The organism is Oxalicibacterium sp. (assembly GCF_035565035.1).
In the GTDB taxonomy this organism is placed as follows: Bacteria; Pseudomonadota; Gammaproteobacteria; order Burkholderiales; family Burkholderiaceae_D; genus Oxalicibacterium.
This window is the reverse complement of record NZ_DATMTD010000022.1, coordinates 24,109-42,305: the sequence shown is the minus strand read 5'-3', so window position 1 is coordinate 42,305 and position 18,197 is coordinate 24,109. Positions and strand designations below refer to the sequence as shown.

The following is an 18,197-nucleotide window of genomic DNA, read 5'->3' as shown; positions in this document are numbered from 1 at the left end:
GGGGCCATCTTTGGGTTCCAGAAGCGGGTTTGGTGTCCGAAGTGGATACCGGCTTCCAGCATTTCGCGCATTGTTACAGACATGAATTTCTCCAGGGTTAGGGTCTGGAATCCGTTCGGTCACCTGTTCCTGCCGGACTGCGGCGTCGGTTCGGGCACCCTTTTCGAGCGGATTCGCGATTTACAAAAAGTTTGCCTGAAAGCCAATCCAGGCAAGCCCGTGATTCTAACCCGAATTTGTGTCCTGTTTCAAGTCTGCAGTCACTGGAGTGGGCGAATATGTGTCCGCTCGTCTATAATCTGTCATCTCGATCCATTCATGCTGCCAGTTCAGCAATTTATAGCTTCCTATGGGCAATATTTCCATCAAATCCGCCGAAGACATCGCCGGCATGCGCGTTGCGGGCCGCCTCGGTTCCGAAGTTCTCGATTACATCACGCCGTTCGTCAAGGCTGGCGTCACCACGGGTGAACTCGATCGCCTGTGTCACGAATACATGACAAATGTGCAAGGCACTATTCCTGCCCCGCTGAATTATTGCCCGCCAGGCTACACGCCCTATCCCAAGTCAGTTTGCACCTCGCTCAACGACGTGATCTGTCACGGCATTCCTGGCGACAAGGTGCTGAAGAACGGCGACGTACTCAATATCGACGTCACCGTCATCAAGGATGGATATCACGGCGACACGAGCCGCATGTTCTTCATCGGCGAGCCGTCCATCCTGGCCAAACGTCTTACCGACATCACCTATGAATGCATGTGGCTTGGTATTTCGAAAATCAAACCGGGTGCGCATCTGGGCGATATCGGTTTCGTGATCCAGCAACATGCGGAAAAAGCCGGCTACAGCGTCGTGCGCGAATTTTGCGGTCACGGCATCGGCAAGATCTTCCACGAAGAACCTCAGGTGCTCCATTACGGCCGTCCGGGAACGCTGGAAAAACTCGCGCCCGGCATGATCTTCACGGTGGAGCCGATGATCAATGCCGGCCGGCGCGAGATTCGCGAAATGGGTGATGGCTGGACCATCAAGACCAAGGATCGCAGTCTGTCCGCCCAGTGGGAACATACCGTGCTGGTGACGGAAACCGGCTATGAAGTACTGACATTGTCGGCAGGCAGCCCGCCGCCTCCCGCCTTCATCGCAGCCAGCACAGCACCACAACCAGCCAACGCCTGACCGTATGCCGTCTCTTGCCGTCGCCCTGAAGGAACAACTCAAAGCCGAACGAAAAATCGCCATTGACGATTTTCTGGCGCATGGCAAGGCGGAACACTTACTGGTCCAGCTCAAGGACAATGTCGATGCCGCGTTGACCAAGGCATGGACGACATTTGAATTGCCGCAAAGTGCAGCCCTGATCGCCGTTGGCGGTTACGGCCGCGGCGAACTTTTCCCGCACTCCGACGTTGATGTATTGATCCTGCTGCACGACACGCCGGACGAAGCGCTACAGGCAAGGCTCGAAGAACTGGTGCAACTGTTCTGGGACATCGGCCTGGAAATCGGTCACAGCATTCGTACCATTGAAGAGTGCATGTCCGAAGCCGCCGCCGATATCACAGTGCAAACCAGCCTGCTGGAAGCACGTTTAATCACCGGCAATGCAATCCAGTTCCAGTTGCTGAAGGAACGCTGCGATGCTGCCATGGATCCGCAGGCGTTTTTCCAGGCAAAGACGCTGGAGCTGCGCCAGCGCCACGCCAAGTACGAAGACACCCCATACAGCCTGGAACCGAACTGCAAGGAAAGTCCCGGTGGTTTGCGTGATCTGCAGGTCATTCTGTGGGTCGCCAAGGCGGCCGGTCTCGGCAATTCGTGGCGCGAACTGGCCGAACACGGCCTGATTACCGATACCGAAGCGCGTCAGTTGAAGCAGAACGAAAACGCGGTCAAGGATATCCGCATCCGTCTGCATATCATCGCCAATCGACATGAAGACCGGCTCGTCTTCGACATCCAGACCGCAATCGCCGAGTCCGTCGGCTTCAAGAATTCACCCACGCGACGCGCCAGCGAATATCTGATGCAGCGCTACTACCGCGCAGCCAAAGCCATCACGCAGCTCAACGCCATCCTGCTGCAGAATATCGAAGCGCAGCTGTTCCCACAGATGACGTCGCCAGTTGCAATCAATGCACGTTTCAATGAAGTCAACGGCTTCATCGATATTGCCAGTGACGATACGTTCGACACCACACCATCGGCGATGCTCGAAGTTTTCCTGCTGCTGTCGCTGCATGTGGAACTGAAAGGCATGACCGCACGTACACTGCGCGCACTGTGGCACTCGCGCTTCAACATCGACAATCACTTCCGCAGCGACCCGGCCAACCGCGCACTGTTCCTGAAAATCCTGCAGGCGCCGCAAGGCATCACGCATGCGCTACGTCGCATGAACCAGACCAGTATTCTCGGACGCTATCTGCCGAACTTCCGTCGCATCGTCGGCCAGATGCAGCATGACCTGTTTCACGTCTACACGGTCGACCAGCACATCATGATGGTGGTGCGCAATGTGCGACGCTTTATGCTCAGCGAACATGCGCATGAATATCCGTTCTGCAGTCAGCTCGCCGCCAACTTCAACAAGCCGTGGCTGCTGTATATCGCCGCATTGTTCCATGACATTGCCAAGGGGCGCGGTGGCGATCATTCGCAACTCGGCATGCAGGACGCCCGCGATTTTTGCGTCGATCATGGATTGATGGAAGAAGAAACCGAACTGGTGGTCTTCCTCGTAGAGAATCATCTGACAATGTCACAGGTCGCACAGAAGCAGGATTTGTCCGATCCTGACGTCATTGCGAATTTCGCCAGGGTCGTGAAGGACGAGCGCCATTTGACTGCGCTTTATCTGCTGACCGTTGCCGATATCCGCGGCACCAGTCCGAAAGTCTGGAATGCGTGGAAAGGCAAGCTGCTCGAAGATCTGTACAACATGACGTTACGCGTCTTCGGCGGCGAAGCGCCATCAGCCGAACGCGAACTGAAAAACCGTCAGGAAGAAGCACTGAAGAATCTGCGTCTGTTCGCCCTGCCCGAAGATGCGCACAAGAAGCTGTGGGCACAGCTGGACGTCGTTTATTTTCTACGTCACGACGCCGCTGATATTGCATGGCAAACGCGTGCACTGTACGACAAGATCGACAGTCCGGTACCGGTCGTCAAATGCCGGCTATCGCCGATCGGCGAAGGTTTGCAGGTCGCGGTCTACGTCAAGGACAAGTCCGACCTGTTTGCGCGCATCTGCAGTTATTTCGATCGCAAGAATTTCAGCATTCTCGATGCCAAGATTCACACGACCAAGCACGGCTATGCACTCGACACCTTCCTGATTACCGAGCCGGCATTTGCCGATAACTATCGCGACCTGATCAGCCTGATCGAGCATGAGCTGACTGAAATCCTGACGACGCAAATCGATCTGCCATCGCCAAGCAAGGGACGACTGTCGCGCCTGTGCCGCACCTTCCCGGCCACGCCGACCGTCGATCTGCGCCCGGATGAACGTGGTCAGTATTACCTGCTGACGGTTTCTGCCAATGATCGCAACGGCCTGCTTTATTCAATCGCGAACGTGCTCGCGAAATACAAGGTCAATCTGCATACCGCAAAAGTCATGACGCTGGGCGAACGCGTGGAGGACGTATTTCTCGTGGACGGCCCCGTTCTGAACAATCCACGCAGCCAGATCCAGCTGGAAAGCGATCTGCTCGACGCACTTCGCATATAACAATTCGTTGAACAATTCGCCTGCTGTTTATTGCGGCAGGCATTTTCTTATTAGTATCGCCATGACCGAACCGCTCCGTCTTTCCAAACGCATGTCAGAACTCGGCCTGTGCTCGCGCCGCGAAGCCGATGAATGGATTGCGCGCGGCTGGGTACGTGTCGACGGCAAGGTGGTCTCCGAACTCGGCACCAAGATCCTGCCGACACAAAAAGTGACAGTCGAACGCCAGGCCGCCGCCGAGCAATCGAAGCGCGTGACCATCCTGATCAACAAGCCGATGGGGTACGTCAGCGGTCAGGCAGAAGATGGCTACAAACCAGCCGTGACGCTGGTCAAGGCAGAAACCCGCTGGAGCGAAGACAAGGCACCGACACAATTCCATCCAACGCAATTGCGCAGTCTGGTGCCGGCCGGACGGCTCGACATCGACTCCGTCGGTCTGTTGGTGCTGACGCAGGACGGCCGCATTGCCAAGCATCTCATTGGCGAAACGACGACTGTCGAGAAGGAATATCTGGTACGCGTGCAATACACAAAGCCCGGGAAATTGCCGGAGTCCGAACTCAAACGCCTCAATCACGGCCTGATACTGGACGGCAAAAAACTGCTGCCGGCACAAGTGAAATGGCAAAATGAAGATCAATTGAGCTTCGTCCTGCGAGAGGGGAAAAAACGCCAGATCCGCCGCATGTGCGACATCGTCGGATTGAAAGTGGTGGGATTGAAACGCGTGCGCATCGGCCGCGTCAAACTTGGCGATCTGCCAGTCGGTCAGTGGCGTTATTTGCGGGAAGACGAACAGTTCTGAACATCTTCACCGAATGGCCACGTCAATCGTCGTCGTTCGGATCAAGTTCCGGGAAAAGGATTTCGGTAAAACCGAATTTCGAAAAATCCTCGATCCGCATCGGATACAGAATCCCGTCCAGATGATCACATTCATGCTGTACCACGCGCGCATGAAAGCCATCGGCATCGCGACTGATCGGGTTCCCGAACTGGTCGAATCCTTCGTAATGCAGTTCACTGAGACGCGGCACCACACCACGCATGCCTGGCACAGACAGGCAACCTTCCCAACCTTCTTCACGCTCGGCAGATAACGGCCGCAAGGTCGGATTGATGAGTACCGTTTCCGGCACGGCTGGCGCATCCGGATAACGCGTATTCTGCTTGAAGCCGTAGATCACCACGCGCAGATTGACGCCGATCTGCGGCGCGGCCAGACCCGCGCCGTTTGCCGCGTGCATCGTATCGAACATGTCGGCAATCAGCGCGTTCAGTTCCGGCGTATTGAATTCCTTCACCGGCTCGGCGATGCGCAACAAACGCGGATCGCCCATCTTCAGGATTTCTCTTACGGTCATTTCATCGTCTTCAGAAATTCAGCAAGCCCTTCACCCGTTTCGGCATGCTTGAGTCCCATTGCGACGGTCGCTTTCAGATAACCGAGCTTGGAACCGCAGTCATAACGCTGGCCGTCATAACGATAGGCCAGAACCTTTTGATCGCGCATCAATGCGGCGATGCCGTCGGTCAACTGGATTTCGCCACCGGCACCCTGGCCGATATTTTCAAGATAGTCGAAAATCCGGCCCGTCAATACATAACGTCCGACCACCGCCAATGTTGACGGCGCGACTTCAGGCTGCGGTTTTTCGACGATGCCATTCACTTCTTCCAGCTTGTCCTTGTACGGCGTCGCACTGACGACGCCGTATTGTCGGGTATTGCTGCGCGGGACATCCTGTACCGCAAGAATGCTGCTGCCTTCGCGGCTGAAGATATCGGTCATCTGGGCCAGCACCGGTTTCGTGCCTGCATCGGTATCCATGAAATCGTCGGCCAGCAATACCGCAAACGGCTCGTTGCCGACCACCGGTCTCGCGCACAACACAGCATGACCGAGGCCGAGCGGTGCCGGCTGGCGGATGTAGATGCAGTTCACGTTTTTCGGAATCACGTTGCGCACCAGATCCAGCAATGCCGCCTTGCCTGCTGCTTCCAGTTCCGTTTCCAGCTCATACGCCTTGTCAAAGTGATCCTCGATCGCACGCTTGTTGCGACCGGTGATGAAAACCATCTCGGTGATACCTGCCGCCACGGCTTCTTCCACAGCGTACTGGATCAGCGGCTTGTCCACGATGGGCAGCATTTCCTTCGGTTGCGCCTTGGTCGCCGGCAGAAAACGGCTGCCAAGTCCGGCCACAGGGAATACTGCTTTTCTAATCTTGATCATTCGTTATCCAATAATTGAAGTAATGCTGCTTCGTCCAGAATCGGCACGCCAAGTTCCTCAGCCTTCGCAAGTTTGCTGCCGGCTTCGGCACCCGCCACCACATAATGCGTTTTTTTCGATACGGAACTGGCCACTTTGCCGCCTGCCGCCTCGATTTTCTCAGCCGCTTCGTCGCGTGTCAGTGTCGGCAGTGTACCCGTCAGCACGAACGTCTTGCCGGCAAACGGTTTCGGCCGTTGTTCGACGACATGTTCCGGCCAGCTGACGCCCGCCGCGCGTAATTGCTCGATCAATTCGACATTCATCGGATCATCCAGAAAACTCCGGATCGATCCTGCCACCACAGGTCCGATGTCAGCAACTTCGAGCAGTTGTTCTTCGGATGCCTGCAACAGCGCGTCCAGATTGCCGAAATGACGGGCCAGTTCTTTTGCCGTCGCTTCGCCCACATGACGAATTCCGAGCGCATAGATGAAGCGCGCAAACGTCGTCGATTTCGATTTTTCCAGTGCGGCAAGGACATTCTGCGCAGACTTGTCCGCCATGCGATCGAGCTCGGCCAGCGCACGGAAACCGATCTTGTACAAATCAGCCGCTGTCGTGATGATGTGCTTGTCGACCAGTTGGTCGACAAGCTGATCGCCGAGACCTTCGATGTCCATCGCGCGACGCGAGACAAAATGCAATAACCCGCCCTTGCGTTGCGCCGCGCATTTCACCCAGCCGCCGGAACAGCGTGCGATCGCCTCGTCTTCCAGGCGTACGACCGGCGAGCCGCAGACAGGACAAACTGCCGGCATCACGAATTCCCGTGCGTCGGTAGGACGACGTTCGGCGACATGCGACAGGACTTCAGGAATCACGTCACCGGCGCGTCGCACGATCACGGTATCGCCGATACGAATATCCTTGCGTCGCACTTCATCCTCGTTGTGCAAGGTCGCATTCGTCACGGTTACGCCGCCGACCGAGACCGGCACCAGACGCGCAACGGGCGTGATCGCGCCGGTACGTCCGACCTGGACTTCGATATCCTGCACGGTCGTCAACGCCTCTTCCGCCGGGAATTTGTGTGCAATCGCAAAACGTGGGGCACGCGAAACGAATCCCAGCTGTCGCTGTTGATCGGCGCGATTGACCTTGTAGACAACCCCATCGATTTCGTACGGCAGCTTTGCGCGTTTCTCACCAATACCTTTGTAAAAATCCAGCAAGCCTTGCGCACCACGAACAACGGCGCGCTCCGTACAAACCGGCACGCCCAGTTCGGCGTACCAGTCCAGCAGGGCGGAGTGCGATGACGGCATTTCTGCGCCTTCCAGCAATCCGATGCCATAGGCAAAGAATCGCAGCGTACGCTGCGCCGTAATGCGGGAATCGAGTTGTCGCAAGCTGCCGGCAGCGGCATTGCGCGGATTGGCGAATTCCTTCGCACCGGCATCGCGCTGCTTCGCGTTCAACTTGGCCAGATCGGCCTTGTACATCATCACTTCGCCACGGATGTCGATCACATCGGGTGGATTGTCGGTATGCAGTCGCAATGGAATCGCGCGCACCGTGCGGATATTGGCCGTGACGTTTTCGCCAGTTGCACCATCGCCGCGCGTGGCAGCTTGCACCAGCAAACCTTTTTCATAACGAAGATTGATCGCCAAACCGTCGAACTTCAACTCGGTGGCGTATTCGACCTGTTCATCCGCTTTTTCGTCCTTGCGCAATCCCAGGCCTTCGCTGACGCGACGGTCGAAAGCGATGATGTCTTCGTCCGAAAAACCGTTGCCGAGAGACAGCATCGGTACCGAATGCGTGACCGCCGGGAAAGCCGTCAGTGCGAGTGCACCGACACGCTGCGTCGGAGAATCATGAACGATCAGATCGGGATGAGTTACCTCGATTGCCTGCAACTCGACAAACAGCTTGTCGTATTCGGCATCGGGAATCGTCGGATTGTCGAGGACGTGATAGGCGTGATTATGACGATTCAACTCGCCGCGCAACCAGGCGGCACGCGCGGCCGGATCGCTCGCATCCGGCTCTTTGCCCGCCTTTGCCGCGCCGGCAGCACGAGCATCCTTGACCGACGCTTCAAACAGGTCGGATTGCATGATCAATTGAACAGACGCAGCGCCCGTGTCGAGCCGGCCGGAATGTCGGCCGCTTCCATGTCGGCATAGAACGCCTCGAGCTGGCCGGAAATCTCACTCAGCGCCGCATCGGCCAACGGCTGACTGCCGTCATCCACGACGGTGCCGTCAAGACGCGAAGAAAGCGAGCGCGCGCAAGCGATCATCGCGCCGAAGCCGTCGCGAGCAGGCGAGACAACCGGCACATCCAGAAGCAGCGTCAGACGATTGGTAGTTTCTTCCGCCAGCGTCACATTGGTCGACAGCGAGAACAGCACACCGCCATCGCCATCCGGCATGACCAGTCGGCCTTCCGGACGTACATCGAAACCTTGTCGTTCCAGTGCGGCGAGCAAGGTCGTCACCGACCACGGTGCGCCATTCGACTGCACATTCACACTCAGTTTGGCGTCATATTCATTGACAAAATGATGCAGCGAGCGCGCATTCGCCATGACCTCCGTCATGTCCGGCACATCGGGATCGGCGTCGAAATCGTCGGCGATCTGGCGCAGGCGCATCACGAATTCCGAGTATTCCAGTTCGTTCAACGCGCTGCTGCGATTCGCGAGTTGCACACCGGCCGTCAACGCCTTGTAGGCGCCGCCGGCGGTAATGACTTCCCATCCGCCATCGACGTGCTGCCCGATGAAATGCACGGACTTGCCGCCGACGTGTCGCAATGACTGGATCGCCGCCAGAACCTTTTCGCCACGCAACGGCGCATTCAATACGAGTGGAATCGTGCAGTCAATCAGATAGTCGACCGGTAATTCCCGCTCTTCGGCAATCGGGGCGAATGCCACCGGTGCCGCGGCGTCCAGCGACACATCTGCCGACGTGTCGGCAAGCACATCCTGTTGAATGGCTTCCTGCTGAACGGTGTCGTAATCCGCCTGTGAAAATTGCGGCTCCTGTCTCTCACCGCCAAGGGATTGCTCAACGTTGCTGACGCCCATCAAAACATCGTCGTGCGAAGAGGAAAACGCGCGTTCGACGCTCTTCTTCGCCTTGTATTCCTGCCATTTGTTATAGCTGATGACGCCGATAACAATAACGGCACCGATCACGATCAGACTAGTCTGGAGATCCGTCATGCTGCACCGACCGTTCTGCTAAAAGAATGCGAAGAGAAAGACATCGCCGCAGGATGCGCAATGCGTAAAAAATGAAGAGAAACAGGTCGATTCATAAAAATCCACAATATCGACGGACTTGCGATCCAAAGGTGCGCCATCGAAATGGCTGCATCAAGATTTCGGATGCGCGGCGGCCCGCGTGCCAACGCACTTAGGGTAAGTGTTGCCGAGCGGGCATGTCAAGCCGGTGCCTGCAAGGATCCGCTCAAAAAATCTCTTCGGAATGTACCGATTATCTCGCCGAAACCGGCAACCGAATCGAGACATTTCTCGTACCGGAATGTCCCATTCGATCAGGAAACATTCCTCAGGTTCAATTCTGTTCCGTCAGGCGATCTGCGCTTCCGACGCGAAGCTCGCCGCCGATTCCATATCTACCGCGACGATACGCGACACGCCCTGCTCCTGCATCGTCACGCCGATCAGTTGCTGCGCCATTTCCATCGCGATCTTGTTATGCGAGATGAACAGGAATTGCGTATGCGACGACATGCGCTTGACCATGTTGCAGAAACGCTCGGTGTTCGCATCATCCAGCGGTGCATCGACCTCATCGAGCAGACAGAACGGGGCCGGGTTCAACTGGAACATCGAGAACACCAGTGCGGTCGCCGTCAGCGCCTTTTCCCCGCCCGACAGCAGGTGAATCGTCGCGTTTTTTTTGCCTGGCGGCTGCGCCATCACCTGCACGCCGGAATCGAGGATCTCTTCGCCGGTCATCATCAACTTGGCCTGACCACCACCGAACAGAATCGGGAACAGTTCGCCGAAGTGATGGTTGACCTTGTCGAACGTGTCCTGCAACAGATCGCGTGTTTCCTTGTCGATCTTGCTGATGGCGTCTTCCAGTGTCGTGATCGCTTCGGTCAGATCGGCGTTCTGCGCATCGAGGAAGTTCTTGCGTTCCGATGCAGTAGCCAGTTCGTCCAGCGCAGCAAGATTGACCGCACCCAATGCGGCAATTGCATTGGTCAGACGGGTCACCTCGCCTTGCAGATAGGATGGACGAATATCGCCGTTCAGTTTTTCCGCCAGCGCAGCTTCGTCGGCTTGTGCTTCGAGCAGTTGCTGGGCGTACTGCTCCTGATTCAGACGCGCAGCCTGTTCTTTCAATTGCAATTCGGTGATGCGATCGCGAATCGGTTGCAGGCTGCGTTCGGCTTGCAAACGCGATTCGTCGTGCGTGCGCAATTGCTGTGTCAATTGGTCGAGTTCGTGACGTGCGTCGGCCAGCGCGCGTTCCTGTTCGCTGCGTTTGTCGAGCAAGGTCTGCAAACCGGCTTGCGCTGCCTGATCGTCCAGGCTTTCAAGTTCCAGCGAACCCTGCTGCATGTTGGCAAACAATTGGGCGGCCTGCTCAAGTGCGGTCGCGATACTGCGCTTCAGTTCCTCGATCTTGTTGCGTTGTGACTTCTCGCTGAATTCCGCTTCCTGCGCGGCGCGTTCCAGCTCGCGCACGCGTTGACGCGCATCGTTCAACTGCTGCTCTTTTGCCAGGAAATCGGTCTGTCCCTCTTCATGCGTGCCTTGCAGTTCGGCCAGCTCGGCATCAAGTTGTTCGAACTTGGCTTCCGATTCGGCCTTGATTTGCTGCTGTTCAGCTTCCTGGGCGGCGATTTCCTCAAGATCGGCACTGATCTGCGTGCTGCGCTGGTTGAAGCGCTCCTGCACTTCGGACAATTTCATCACGTCGATCTGCAAGCCATGTACCGCCTGCGTCAGCGTATTCACGCGCTGGCGGATCTCCTGCAGACGTTGCGTAGCTTGCGTCAATGCCGCTTCGGAGCGTACAAAACGCGAACGCGCTTCGTCGGCCAGCATGTGTTGTGCGCGTAATTGCTTGGTGATGTTTTCGATTTCCTGCTGGCGCGCCAGCATGCCATCCTGTTCGGAATCGGACGCATAGAAGCGCACGCTCGATTTGCCGATGACATGACCTTGTTTCGTCACGAAATAGGCGCCGTTCGGCAGCTTGTTGCGATCGACAAAAGCCGCAGCTACGTCGTCGGCTGCATAAATATTATGCAACCAGTCCTGCATCAACGCGCGCAAGCCGGGATCATTCAGTTGCAGCAGGTTGATGAATGGTTTCAGCCCGGCCGGTGCTTCGGACGTATCGGCAGACGACGTCGCGTTCGGTGTGAATAACGCCAGCTTGGCCGGCGGCGCGTCGTTGAAGAATGCCTTGGCCCAGTCGAGATTGGACATTTCCAGTGCCGACGTACGCTCGCGCAGCACCGATTCCAGCGCGGTTTCCCAACCCTGATCGATATGCAGTTTTTGCCAGAGGCGTGGCAGTTCGCCGAGCTCATGCTTCTGCAGCCATGGCTGAACCTTGCCTTGTGTCTGCACGTTTTCCTGCAATTGCTTCAATGCGGCGAGACGCGCTTCCAGTTGTGCGTTGTTCGCCGTTTCGGTATTGACCAGTTCCTGCGCAACACGACGTTCTTCTTCCAGCTTCGGTTGCTGTTCCTGCGCTTCTTCGAGTCGCGCGCTGGCTTCTTCCAGCGTCGCCTGCTTCTCTTCAAGCTGCATTTTCAGGTTGGACAGATGCGTGGCGTCCGGCGCATTCAAGCCTTGCTGTTCCTGCGCCAGACGTTCGCGACGGACAGTCAGGCCGGACAGAATATTGGAAGCGTTACGTTGATGCGCGGATTCGAGTTCGATCTGCTGTTGCGCCTGCATGATGCGCCCGCGCGACTCGGTGGTTTTCAGTTGCGACTCGCGCCATGCCTGCTCCAGCGCCGGCAGGCGATCGTTTTCGCGCTGCGCAATTTCCTGCGCCTGCTCGACGCGCATTGCCTGTTCTTCCAAATGCATCTCGGCTTCGACCAGGTCATCCTGATACTGCGTGCCCTGCCGTTGCCATTGATCGCGTTGTGCGGTCAGCGAATTCAGTTGCGATTGCAGGCGGCTGCGCGACTCGATGACGAACTTGATCTGCGCTTCCAGACTGCCGATTTCGGAGTTGGTCTGGTACAGATGCCCTTGCGCCTGATGCATGCGATCGCCGGCGGCGTAGTGCGACTGGCGCATGTGTTCGAGTTCCGTCTCGACATGGCGCAACTTGGCGGTCTGCTCTTCCAGATCGATCTGCGCTTTTTCGATATCGCGGAAGAATTTTTCCTGCTCGGTCTTCGCTTCGTTCTTGCGCAGCAGCCAAAGCAGCTTCTGCTTTTCGTCCTGATCGGCTTGCAGCTCGTGAAATTTCTGTGCAACGGCAGCCTGGCCTTGCAGCTTTTCCAGATTGGTATTCAGTTCGCGCAGGATGTCTTCGACGCGCAGCAGGTTTTCGCGCGTGTCCTGCAGGCGGTTTTCCGTTTCGCGGCGGCGTTCCTTGTACTTCGATACGCCCGCAGCCTCTTCCAGAAAAATACGCAGCTCTTCCGGACGCGCTTCGATGATGCGCGAAATCATGCCCTGCCCGATGATCGCGTAAGCGCGCGGGCCGAGGCCGGTGCCGAGGAAGATGTCCTGAATATCGCGGCGGCGCACCGCCTGATTATTGATGTAATACGTCGACGTACCGTCGCGCGTCAGCGTGCGCTTGACGGCAATCTCTGCGTATTGCCCCCATTGGCCGGATGCCTTGCCTTCGCCATTGTCGAATACCAATTCCACCGACGAACGGCCGGCCGGCTTGCGGTGCGTGGTGCCGTTGAAAATCACGTCCTGCATCGATTCGCCGCGCAATTCCGATGCCTTGGATTCGCCGAGGACCCAGCGCACCGCATCGATAATATTGGACTTGCCGCAGCCGTTAGGGCCGACTACACCGACAAGTTGACCTGGCACCTGGAAATTCGTCGGATCTACGAAAGACTTGAATCCCGATAATTTAATGGAAGTTAAACGCACGTTATCGACCGTTCCAAAGAATATGCGACAAAAACAGTTGGCTTGATGCGGCAACGCTGCCCGCAAAAGGGACTAATCATAGCATTGCAGACAACGATTCCAAGCATTTGAAACCTGCCTAAGTCATCCTGCAGCCTTGACCCGGAGCGGCGGTATAATGTTGCCACTTTGAACCACGCATTCATCACACACTTCTGCCGTGAATCCACTCCTGAATCAGCTGCAACCGTATCCGTTTGAAAAACTGAAGCAATTGTTTGCCGGCGTTACGCCGAACGCGAATTACCGCGCGATCAGTCTCGGCATCGGTGAACCCAAGCATCCGACACCTGCATTTATCCAGAAGGCACTGGCCGATAATCTGGACGGCCTGGCGACCTATCCGACCACCGCCGGCACCGACGCGCTGCGCGCGACCATCGCCGGCTGGCTGGAACGCCGTTACGGTTTGCCGAAACTCGATATCGCGACACAAGTATTGCCGGTCAACGGTTCGCGCGAAGCGTTGTTTGCGCTGGCGCAGACCGTCGTCGACCCGAGCAAAAACGCACTGGTGATGTGTCCGAATCCGCTGTACCAGATCTATGAAGGCGCTGCCTATCTGGCTGGTGCGGAACCGTATTACGTCAATTGCGATCCGGCGCGCAACTTTGCGCCCGATTTTTCCAGCGTGACGCCAGAGGCGTGGTCACGTGTGCAACTGGTTTATGTCTGCTCACCGGGCAATCCTGCCGGCGCTGTGCTGACGCTGGACGACTGGAAGGAATTGTTTGCGTTGTCGGATCGTTACGGCTTCGTGATCGCTGCGGATGAATGCTATTCCGAAATTTATTTCAAATCCGGGGCACCGCTCGGCGGGCTGGAAGCCGCACACAAGCTTGGCCGCACAGGTTATCCGCGGCTGATCGGTTTCTCCAGCCTGTCAAAACGCTCGAACGTGCCGGGCATGCGTTCCGGCTTCGTCGCCGGCGACGCGGAAATCCTGAAAAAATTCCTGCTGTACCGCACCTATCACGGCAGTGCGATGAGCCCGTCGGTACAAAGCGCGTCGATCGCTGCTTGGAACGATGAACAACACGTCATCGAAAATCGCCAGAAATACATCGCCAAATTCAGCCAGGTCACGCCTCTATTGCAGGAAGTCGTCGATGTCGCCTTGCCTGACGCCGGCTTCTATCTGTGGGCCAAGGTCGACAAACTGGCGGCAATCGACGATGTCGAATTCGCGAAGCGTCTGTATGCCGAATATAATGTGACGGTTCTGCCTGGCAGTTATCTGGGTCGCGAGGCGCATGGCATCAATCCGGGGCGTAATCGTGTGCGCATGGCGCTGGTTGCGGAAGTGGACGAATGCCTGGAAGCTGCGCAACGCATTGTCGAATTCTGCAGGAAACTGGCTGCCTGATTTCCGTTCCCTTTTCAATTGCGGCGCATTTATTCATTCTCTATTCAATCAACAAAGCAAAGACATGACTCAACAACTCGAAAAAATCATCGATCAAGCCTGGGAAAACCGCGCCGACTTTTCCCCTAAAAGTGCACCTGCGGAAGTCCGTGATGCGGTCGCCCATGTCATCGATCAACTGAATCAAGGTACGCTGCGCGTTGCGCAAAAAGACAGCGGCGCATGGGTCGTCAATCAATGGGTAAAGAAAGCCGTGCTGCTGTCGTTCCGTCTGGAAGACAACGTCGCCATGCCTGCCGGCGACAACCTGCAGTTCTACGACAAAGTACCGAACAAGTTCGCCAACTACACCGCAGAAGATTTCGCCAAAGGGGGCTTCCGCGTGGTGCCGCCTGCGGTGGCGCGTCATGGCAGCTTCATCGGCAAGAACGTCATCATGATGCCGTCGTTCGTCAACATCGGCGGTTACGTCGATGAAGGCTCGATGGTCGATGCATGGGCGACAGTCGGTTCGTGCGCACAGATCGGCAAGAACGTTCACCTGTCCGGCGGCGTCGGCATCGGCGGTGTTCTAGAGCCAATGCAAGCCAACCCGACCATCATCGAAGACAACTGCTTCATCGGTGCGCGTTCGGAGATCGTCGAAGGCGTGATCGTCGAAGAAAACTCGGTCATCTCGATGGGCGTGTACATCGGCCAGTCGACCAAGATTTACGATCGTGCGACCGGCGAAGTTACCTACGGTCGCATTCCGGCCGGTTCCGTCGTGGTGTCGGGCAACCTGCCCTCCGCAGACGGCAAATACAGCCTGTACTGCGCGGTCATCGTCAAACGTGTCGATGCGCAAACGCGTTCGAAAACAGCAATCAACGAACTGCTGCGCGACTGATCCGGACGGAACCTCTATCGTCCACCAGGACGGAACACGCTACACATTCATCCACCAACCTGAACGGGACAGCCATGGCAATGGATCGGTTATTTCTTCTGATGAAGGAAAAAGCAGCATCCGACTTGTTTATCGCAGTCAATTCGCCGATCCATATCAAGATCGACGGCCAGCTCGTCCCGATCAATCAGCAGAAGCTCGATCAGAACGCGATCATGTCGCTGCTGGGTGAAATGGTTTCTGCCGCCAAGCTGGAAGAACTCGAACGCGAGAACGAGCTCAACATCGGCATCCCGGTTGCCGGCATTGGCAGCTTCCGCCTGTCGGCGTTTCGCCAGCGCGGCAGCATCTCTGCCGTGCTGCGTTACATTCCTGGCGACATTCCGGCGCTGGACGGTTTGCAACTACCGCCTGTACTTGCCGATCTGGTCATGGAAAAACGCGGCCTGCTACTGGTTGTCGGTGCGACCGGCTCCGGCAAATCGACAACGATCGCGTCCATGCTCGATCACCGCAATGCGCTGAAAACCGGCCACATCCTGACGCTGGAAGACCCGATCGAATTCCTGTTCAAGAACAAGCGTTCCATCGTCAATCAGCGCGAAATCGGCAATGATGCCGGCGATCTGCGTATAGCACTGAAGAATGCGCTGCGCCAGGCACCCGACTGCATCATGATCGGCGAAATCCGCGACAAGGACACGATGTCGGCCGCACTTGCCTATGCGCAGTCCGGTCATTTGGTCATCGCCACGCTGCACGCGAACAACAGCTATCAGGCGCTGACCCGAATCATCAATTTCTTCCCGCTCGAAACCCGCCAGTCCCTGCTGAACGATCTGTCGTCCACATTGCGTGGCATTGTGTCGCAACGCCTGCTGCCATCGATCAGCGGCGGTCGGCGTGCAGCGGTGGAAGTCATGTTGAATACACCGCATATTTCCGAACTGATCGAAAAAGGCGAAATTTCGCAAATCAAGGAAGCGATCGAAAACAGCATGTCCGCCGGTTCGCAAACGTTTGAACAGGCATTGCTGACCCTGATCAAGGATGGTGTCGTCACGCAGGAAGAAGCAATGGCGTATGCCGATTCCGCCAGCAATCTGTACTGGCTGCTCAACAATTCAGCGAAAAAGGTTGAACTGGAAGAGCCACAGGAAGAGCAAGGTGCCAATTTCACCGAATTCACACTGAAAATGTAATCATGGGCATCACCCTCTACGGCATACCGAACTGCGACACCGTCAAGAAAGCGCGTACCTGGCTCGATGCAAATGGCATCGACTACACCTTCCACGATTTCAAGAAAAACGGCATCACGCGCGAACTGATCGCAGGCTGGCTGCATGATGTGTCTTGGGACGTGCTGGTCAACCGCAAAGGCACAACCTGGCGCAATCTGACCGACGAACAAAAAGCAGCCGTCAACGATGACAAAAGCGCGATGGCGCTGATGCTGGAATCGCCTTCCGTGATCAAGCGTCCTGTCTTGTCGGGAGCAGGAAAAGCCAGCGTCGGTTTTACCGCCGACGCCTACCAACAAATTTTCAAGAAATGATTTTATGAGCAAGACGCTCGCACTGACCGAAGAACTGATCGCCCTCTCCTCCGTCACACCGCTGGACAACGGTTGTCAGGCGCGCCTGATCGACCTGCTGGAACCGCTCGGATTTACCTGCGAAACCATCGCATCTGGCGGCGTGACCAATCTGTGGGCACGCAAGGGATCAGCGCAACCGCTGTTGGTTTTTGCCGGTCACACCGATGTCGTGCCGACCGGCCCGCTCGACCAATGGACGTCGCCGCCGTTCCAGCCGACGCAACGCGACGGCAAACTGTACGGTCGCGGCGCGGCCGACATGAAGACGTCAATTGCCGCGATGGTCGTCGCCGCAGAAGAATTCGTGCAGGCGCATCCGGATCACAAAGGCTCGATCGGATTTCTGATCACCAGCGACGAAGAAGGTCCGGCAACCGATGGCACCGTCATCGTCTGCAATGCGCTGAAAGCACGTGGCGAGCAACTCGACTATTGCATCGTCGGCGAACCGACATCCGCCAATGTGCTCGGCGACATGATCAAGAACGGTCGCCGTGGCAGCATGTCCGGCAAGTTGATCGTCAAAGGCGTGCAAGGCCACATCGCCTATCCGCAACTGGCGCGCAATCCGATTCATCAGTGCGCACCGGCACTGGCCGAACTGGTCGCGGAAAAATGGGACGACGGCAACGAATACTATCTGCCGACGTCCTGGCAAGTGTCGAACATTCACGGCGGCGCCGGGGCATCGAACGTGATTCCGGGCGATGTCGTGATCGACTTCAATTTTCGATTCTGCACCGCCAGCACGGTCGAAGGGCTGCAACAACGTGTACACGCGATCCTCGACAAGCATGGCCTGGAATACGACCTGAAGTGGTCGATCAGCGGTTATCCATTCCTGACGCCGAAAGGCACCTTGAGCGATGCGATCGGCAACGCAATTCAGAACGAAACCGGCGTGACGACCGAACTGTCGACCACCGGCGGCACGTCGGATGGCCGCTTTATTGCACAGATTTGCCCACAGGTTGTCGAATTCGGACCACCGAACGGCAGCATCCACAAGATCGACGAACACATCGAAGTACGCTTTATCGATCCACTGAAGAACATCTATCGCAAGACGATGGAAAACCTGCTGTTGTAACCGCACCAGCGACCGGCGCAATATGTCGCTGGTCGCAGCTTTATCGAATCATCTATCGAATCTCGCACAGCACACTGTACTGCGCGCACGGACATTTCCCCCGAATGTCCGCTC

General features: G+C 56.7%; 14 protein-coding genes. 8 read left to right on the top strand and 6 right to left on the bottom strand.

Annotated elements, in window-relative coordinates; translation table 11 throughout:
* A partial coding sequence (locus VN114_RS02560) for a 30S ribosomal protein S2 (protein WP_325511668.1) occupies window positions 1–83 on the bottom strand: 83 nt, incomplete at its 3' end.
* Window positions 84–349: 266 nt separating this feature from the next.
* On the opposite strand from VN114_RS02560, the gene map reads away from it, so the two are divergent.
* The 3 genes from map (at window position 350) to VN114_RS02545 (ending at window position 4,548) form a co-directional block, all read left to right on the top strand.
* Window positions 350–1,183, top strand: coding sequence for a type I methionyl aminopeptidase (gene map / locus VN114_RS02555; RefSeq protein ID WP_325511666.1), 834 nt, complete (start codon window positions 350–352; stop codon window positions 1,181–1,183).
* A gap of 4 nt (window positions 1,184–1,187) precedes the next feature.
* A complete protein-coding gene (locus VN114_RS02550) occupies window positions 1,188–3,740 on the top strand; it encodes a [protein-PII] uridylyltransferase (protein ID WP_325511664.1) in 2,553 nt (850 codons plus the stop codon).
* A gap of 61 nt (window positions 3,741–3,801) precedes the next feature.
* Entirely contained in the window at window positions 3,802–4,548 is a 747-nt protein-coding gene (locus tag VN114_RS02545; protein WP_325511662.1) for a pseudouridine synthase, read from the top strand.
* A 22-nt stretch (window positions 4,549–4,570) separates the two neighbouring features.
* Here VN114_RS02545 and def read toward each other — a convergent pair whose 3' ends face one another.
* The 5 genes from def to smc form a co-directional block, all read right to left on the bottom strand.
* Window positions 4,571–5,107 (bottom strand): peptide deformylase, encoded by a 537-nt coding sequence (gene def / locus VN114_RS02540; RefSeq protein ID WP_325511660.1) that lies wholly within the window; start codon window positions 5,105–5,107, stop codon window positions 4,571–4,573.
* Window positions 5,104–5,979 (bottom strand): UTP--glucose-1-phosphate uridylyltransferase GalU, encoded by an 876-nt coding sequence (galU, locus tag VN114_RS02535; RefSeq protein ID WP_325511658.1) that lies wholly within the window; start codon window positions 5,977–5,979, stop codon window positions 5,104–5,106. Before galU ends, def begins: the two co-directional genes overlap by 4 nt.
* A complete protein-coding gene (gene ligA, locus VN114_RS02530; RefSeq protein WP_325511656.1) occupies window positions 5,976–8,084 on the bottom strand; it encodes an NAD-dependent DNA ligase LigA in 2,109 nt (702 codons plus the stop codon). The genes galU and ligA overlap by 4 nt, the downstream gene beginning before the upstream one ends.
* A 2-nt stretch (window positions 8,085–8,086) precedes the next feature.
* Window positions 8,087–9,199, bottom strand: a complete 1,113-nt coding sequence (locus VN114_RS02525) for a cell division protein ZipA C-terminal FtsZ-binding domain-containing protein (protein ID WP_325511654.1) — start codon at window positions 9,197–9,199, stop codon at window positions 8,087–8,089.
* Window positions 9,200–9,568: 369 nt separating this feature from the next.
* The gene (gene smc / locus VN114_RS02520; RefSeq protein ID WP_325511652.1) at window positions 9,569–13,099 is read right to left on the bottom strand and encodes a chromosome segregation protein SMC; all 3,531 of its coding nucleotides are present in this window, start codon (window positions 13,097–13,099) and stop codon (window positions 9,569–9,571) included.
* A 199-nt stretch (window positions 13,100–13,298) separates the two neighbouring features.
* Between smc and dapC the strand changes: the two genes are divergently transcribed.
* From dapC to dapE, 5 genes are all read left to right on the top strand, one after another.
* Window positions 13,299–14,504 carry a succinyldiaminopimelate transaminase gene (gene dapC, locus VN114_RS02515; RefSeq protein ID WP_325511650.1) on the top strand — a complete coding sequence of 402 codons (1,206 nt, stop codon included), beginning with the start codon at window positions 13,299–13,301 and terminating at the stop codon, window positions 14,502–14,504.
* A 64-nt stretch (window positions 14,505–14,568) separates the two neighbouring features.
* A complete protein-coding gene (gene dapD, locus VN114_RS02510) occupies window positions 14,569–15,393 on the top strand; it encodes a 2,3,4,5-tetrahydropyridine-2,6-dicarboxylate N-succinyltransferase (RefSeq protein ID WP_325511648.1) in 825 nt (274 codons plus the stop codon).
* A gap of 74 nt (window positions 15,394–15,467) precedes the next feature.
* Window positions 15,468–16,595, top strand: a complete 1,128-nt coding sequence (locus VN114_RS02505; RefSeq protein WP_325511646.1) for a PilT/PilU family type 4a pilus ATPase — start codon at window positions 15,468–15,470, stop codon at window positions 16,593–16,595.
* 2 nt (window positions 16,596–16,597) lie between these two features.
* Entirely contained in the window at window positions 16,598–16,951 is a 354-nt protein-coding gene (locus VN114_RS02500; RefSeq protein ID WP_325511644.1) for an ArsC family reductase, read from the top strand.
* 4 nt (window positions 16,952–16,955) lie between these two features.
* Window positions 16,956–18,083 carry a succinyl-diaminopimelate desuccinylase gene (gene dapE, locus VN114_RS02495; protein WP_325511642.1) on the top strand — a complete coding sequence of 376 codons (1,128 nt, stop codon included), beginning with the start codon at window positions 16,956–16,958 and terminating at the stop codon, window positions 18,081–18,083.
* Window positions 18,084–18,197: the final 114 nt, after the last annotated feature.

What these genes read in the sequence shown, in the direction of transcription:
- map (WP_325511666.1), top strand. Translation starts at nt 350, where the DNA reads ATGGGCAATATTTCCATCAAATCCGCCGAAGACATCGCCGGCATGCGC.
- VN114_RS02550 (WP_325511664.1), top strand. Translation starts at nt 1,188, where the DNA reads ATGCCGTCTCTTGCCGTCGCCCTGAAGGAACAACTCAAAGCCGAACGA.
- VN114_RS02545 (WP_325511662.1), top strand. Translation starts at nt 3,802, where the DNA reads ATGACCGAACCGCTCCGTCTTTCCAAACGCATGTCAGAACTCGGCCTG.
- def (WP_325511660.1), bottom strand. Translation starts at nt 5,107, where the DNA reads ATGACCGTAAGAGAAATCCTGAAGATGGGCGATCCGCGTTTGTTGCGC.
- galU (WP_325511658.1), bottom strand. Translation starts at nt 5,979, where the DNA reads ATGATCAAGATTAGAAAAGCAGTATTCCCTGTGGCCGGACTTGGCAGC.
- ligA (WP_325511656.1), bottom strand. Translation starts at nt 8,084, where the DNA reads ATGCAATCCGACCTGTTTGAAGCGTCGGTCAAGGATGCTCGTGCTGCC.
- VN114_RS02525 (WP_325511654.1), bottom strand. Translation starts at nt 9,199, where the DNA reads ATGACGGATCTCCAGACTAGTCTGATCGTGATCGGTGCCGTTATTGTT.
- dapD (WP_325511648.1), top strand. Translation starts at nt 14,569, where the DNA reads ATGACTCAACAACTCGAAAAAATCATCGATCAAGCCTGGGAAAACCGC.
- VN114_RS02505 (WP_325511646.1), top strand. Translation starts at nt 15,468, where the DNA reads ATGGCAATGGATCGGTTATTTCTTCTGATGAAGGAAAAAGCAGCATCC.
- VN114_RS02500 (WP_325511644.1), top strand. Translation starts at nt 16,598, where the DNA reads ATGGGCATCACCCTCTACGGCATACCGAACTGCGACACCGTCAAGAAA.
- dapE (WP_325511642.1), top strand. Translation starts at nt 16,956, where the DNA reads ATGAGCAAGACGCTCGCACTGACCGAAGAACTGATCGCCCTCTCCTCC.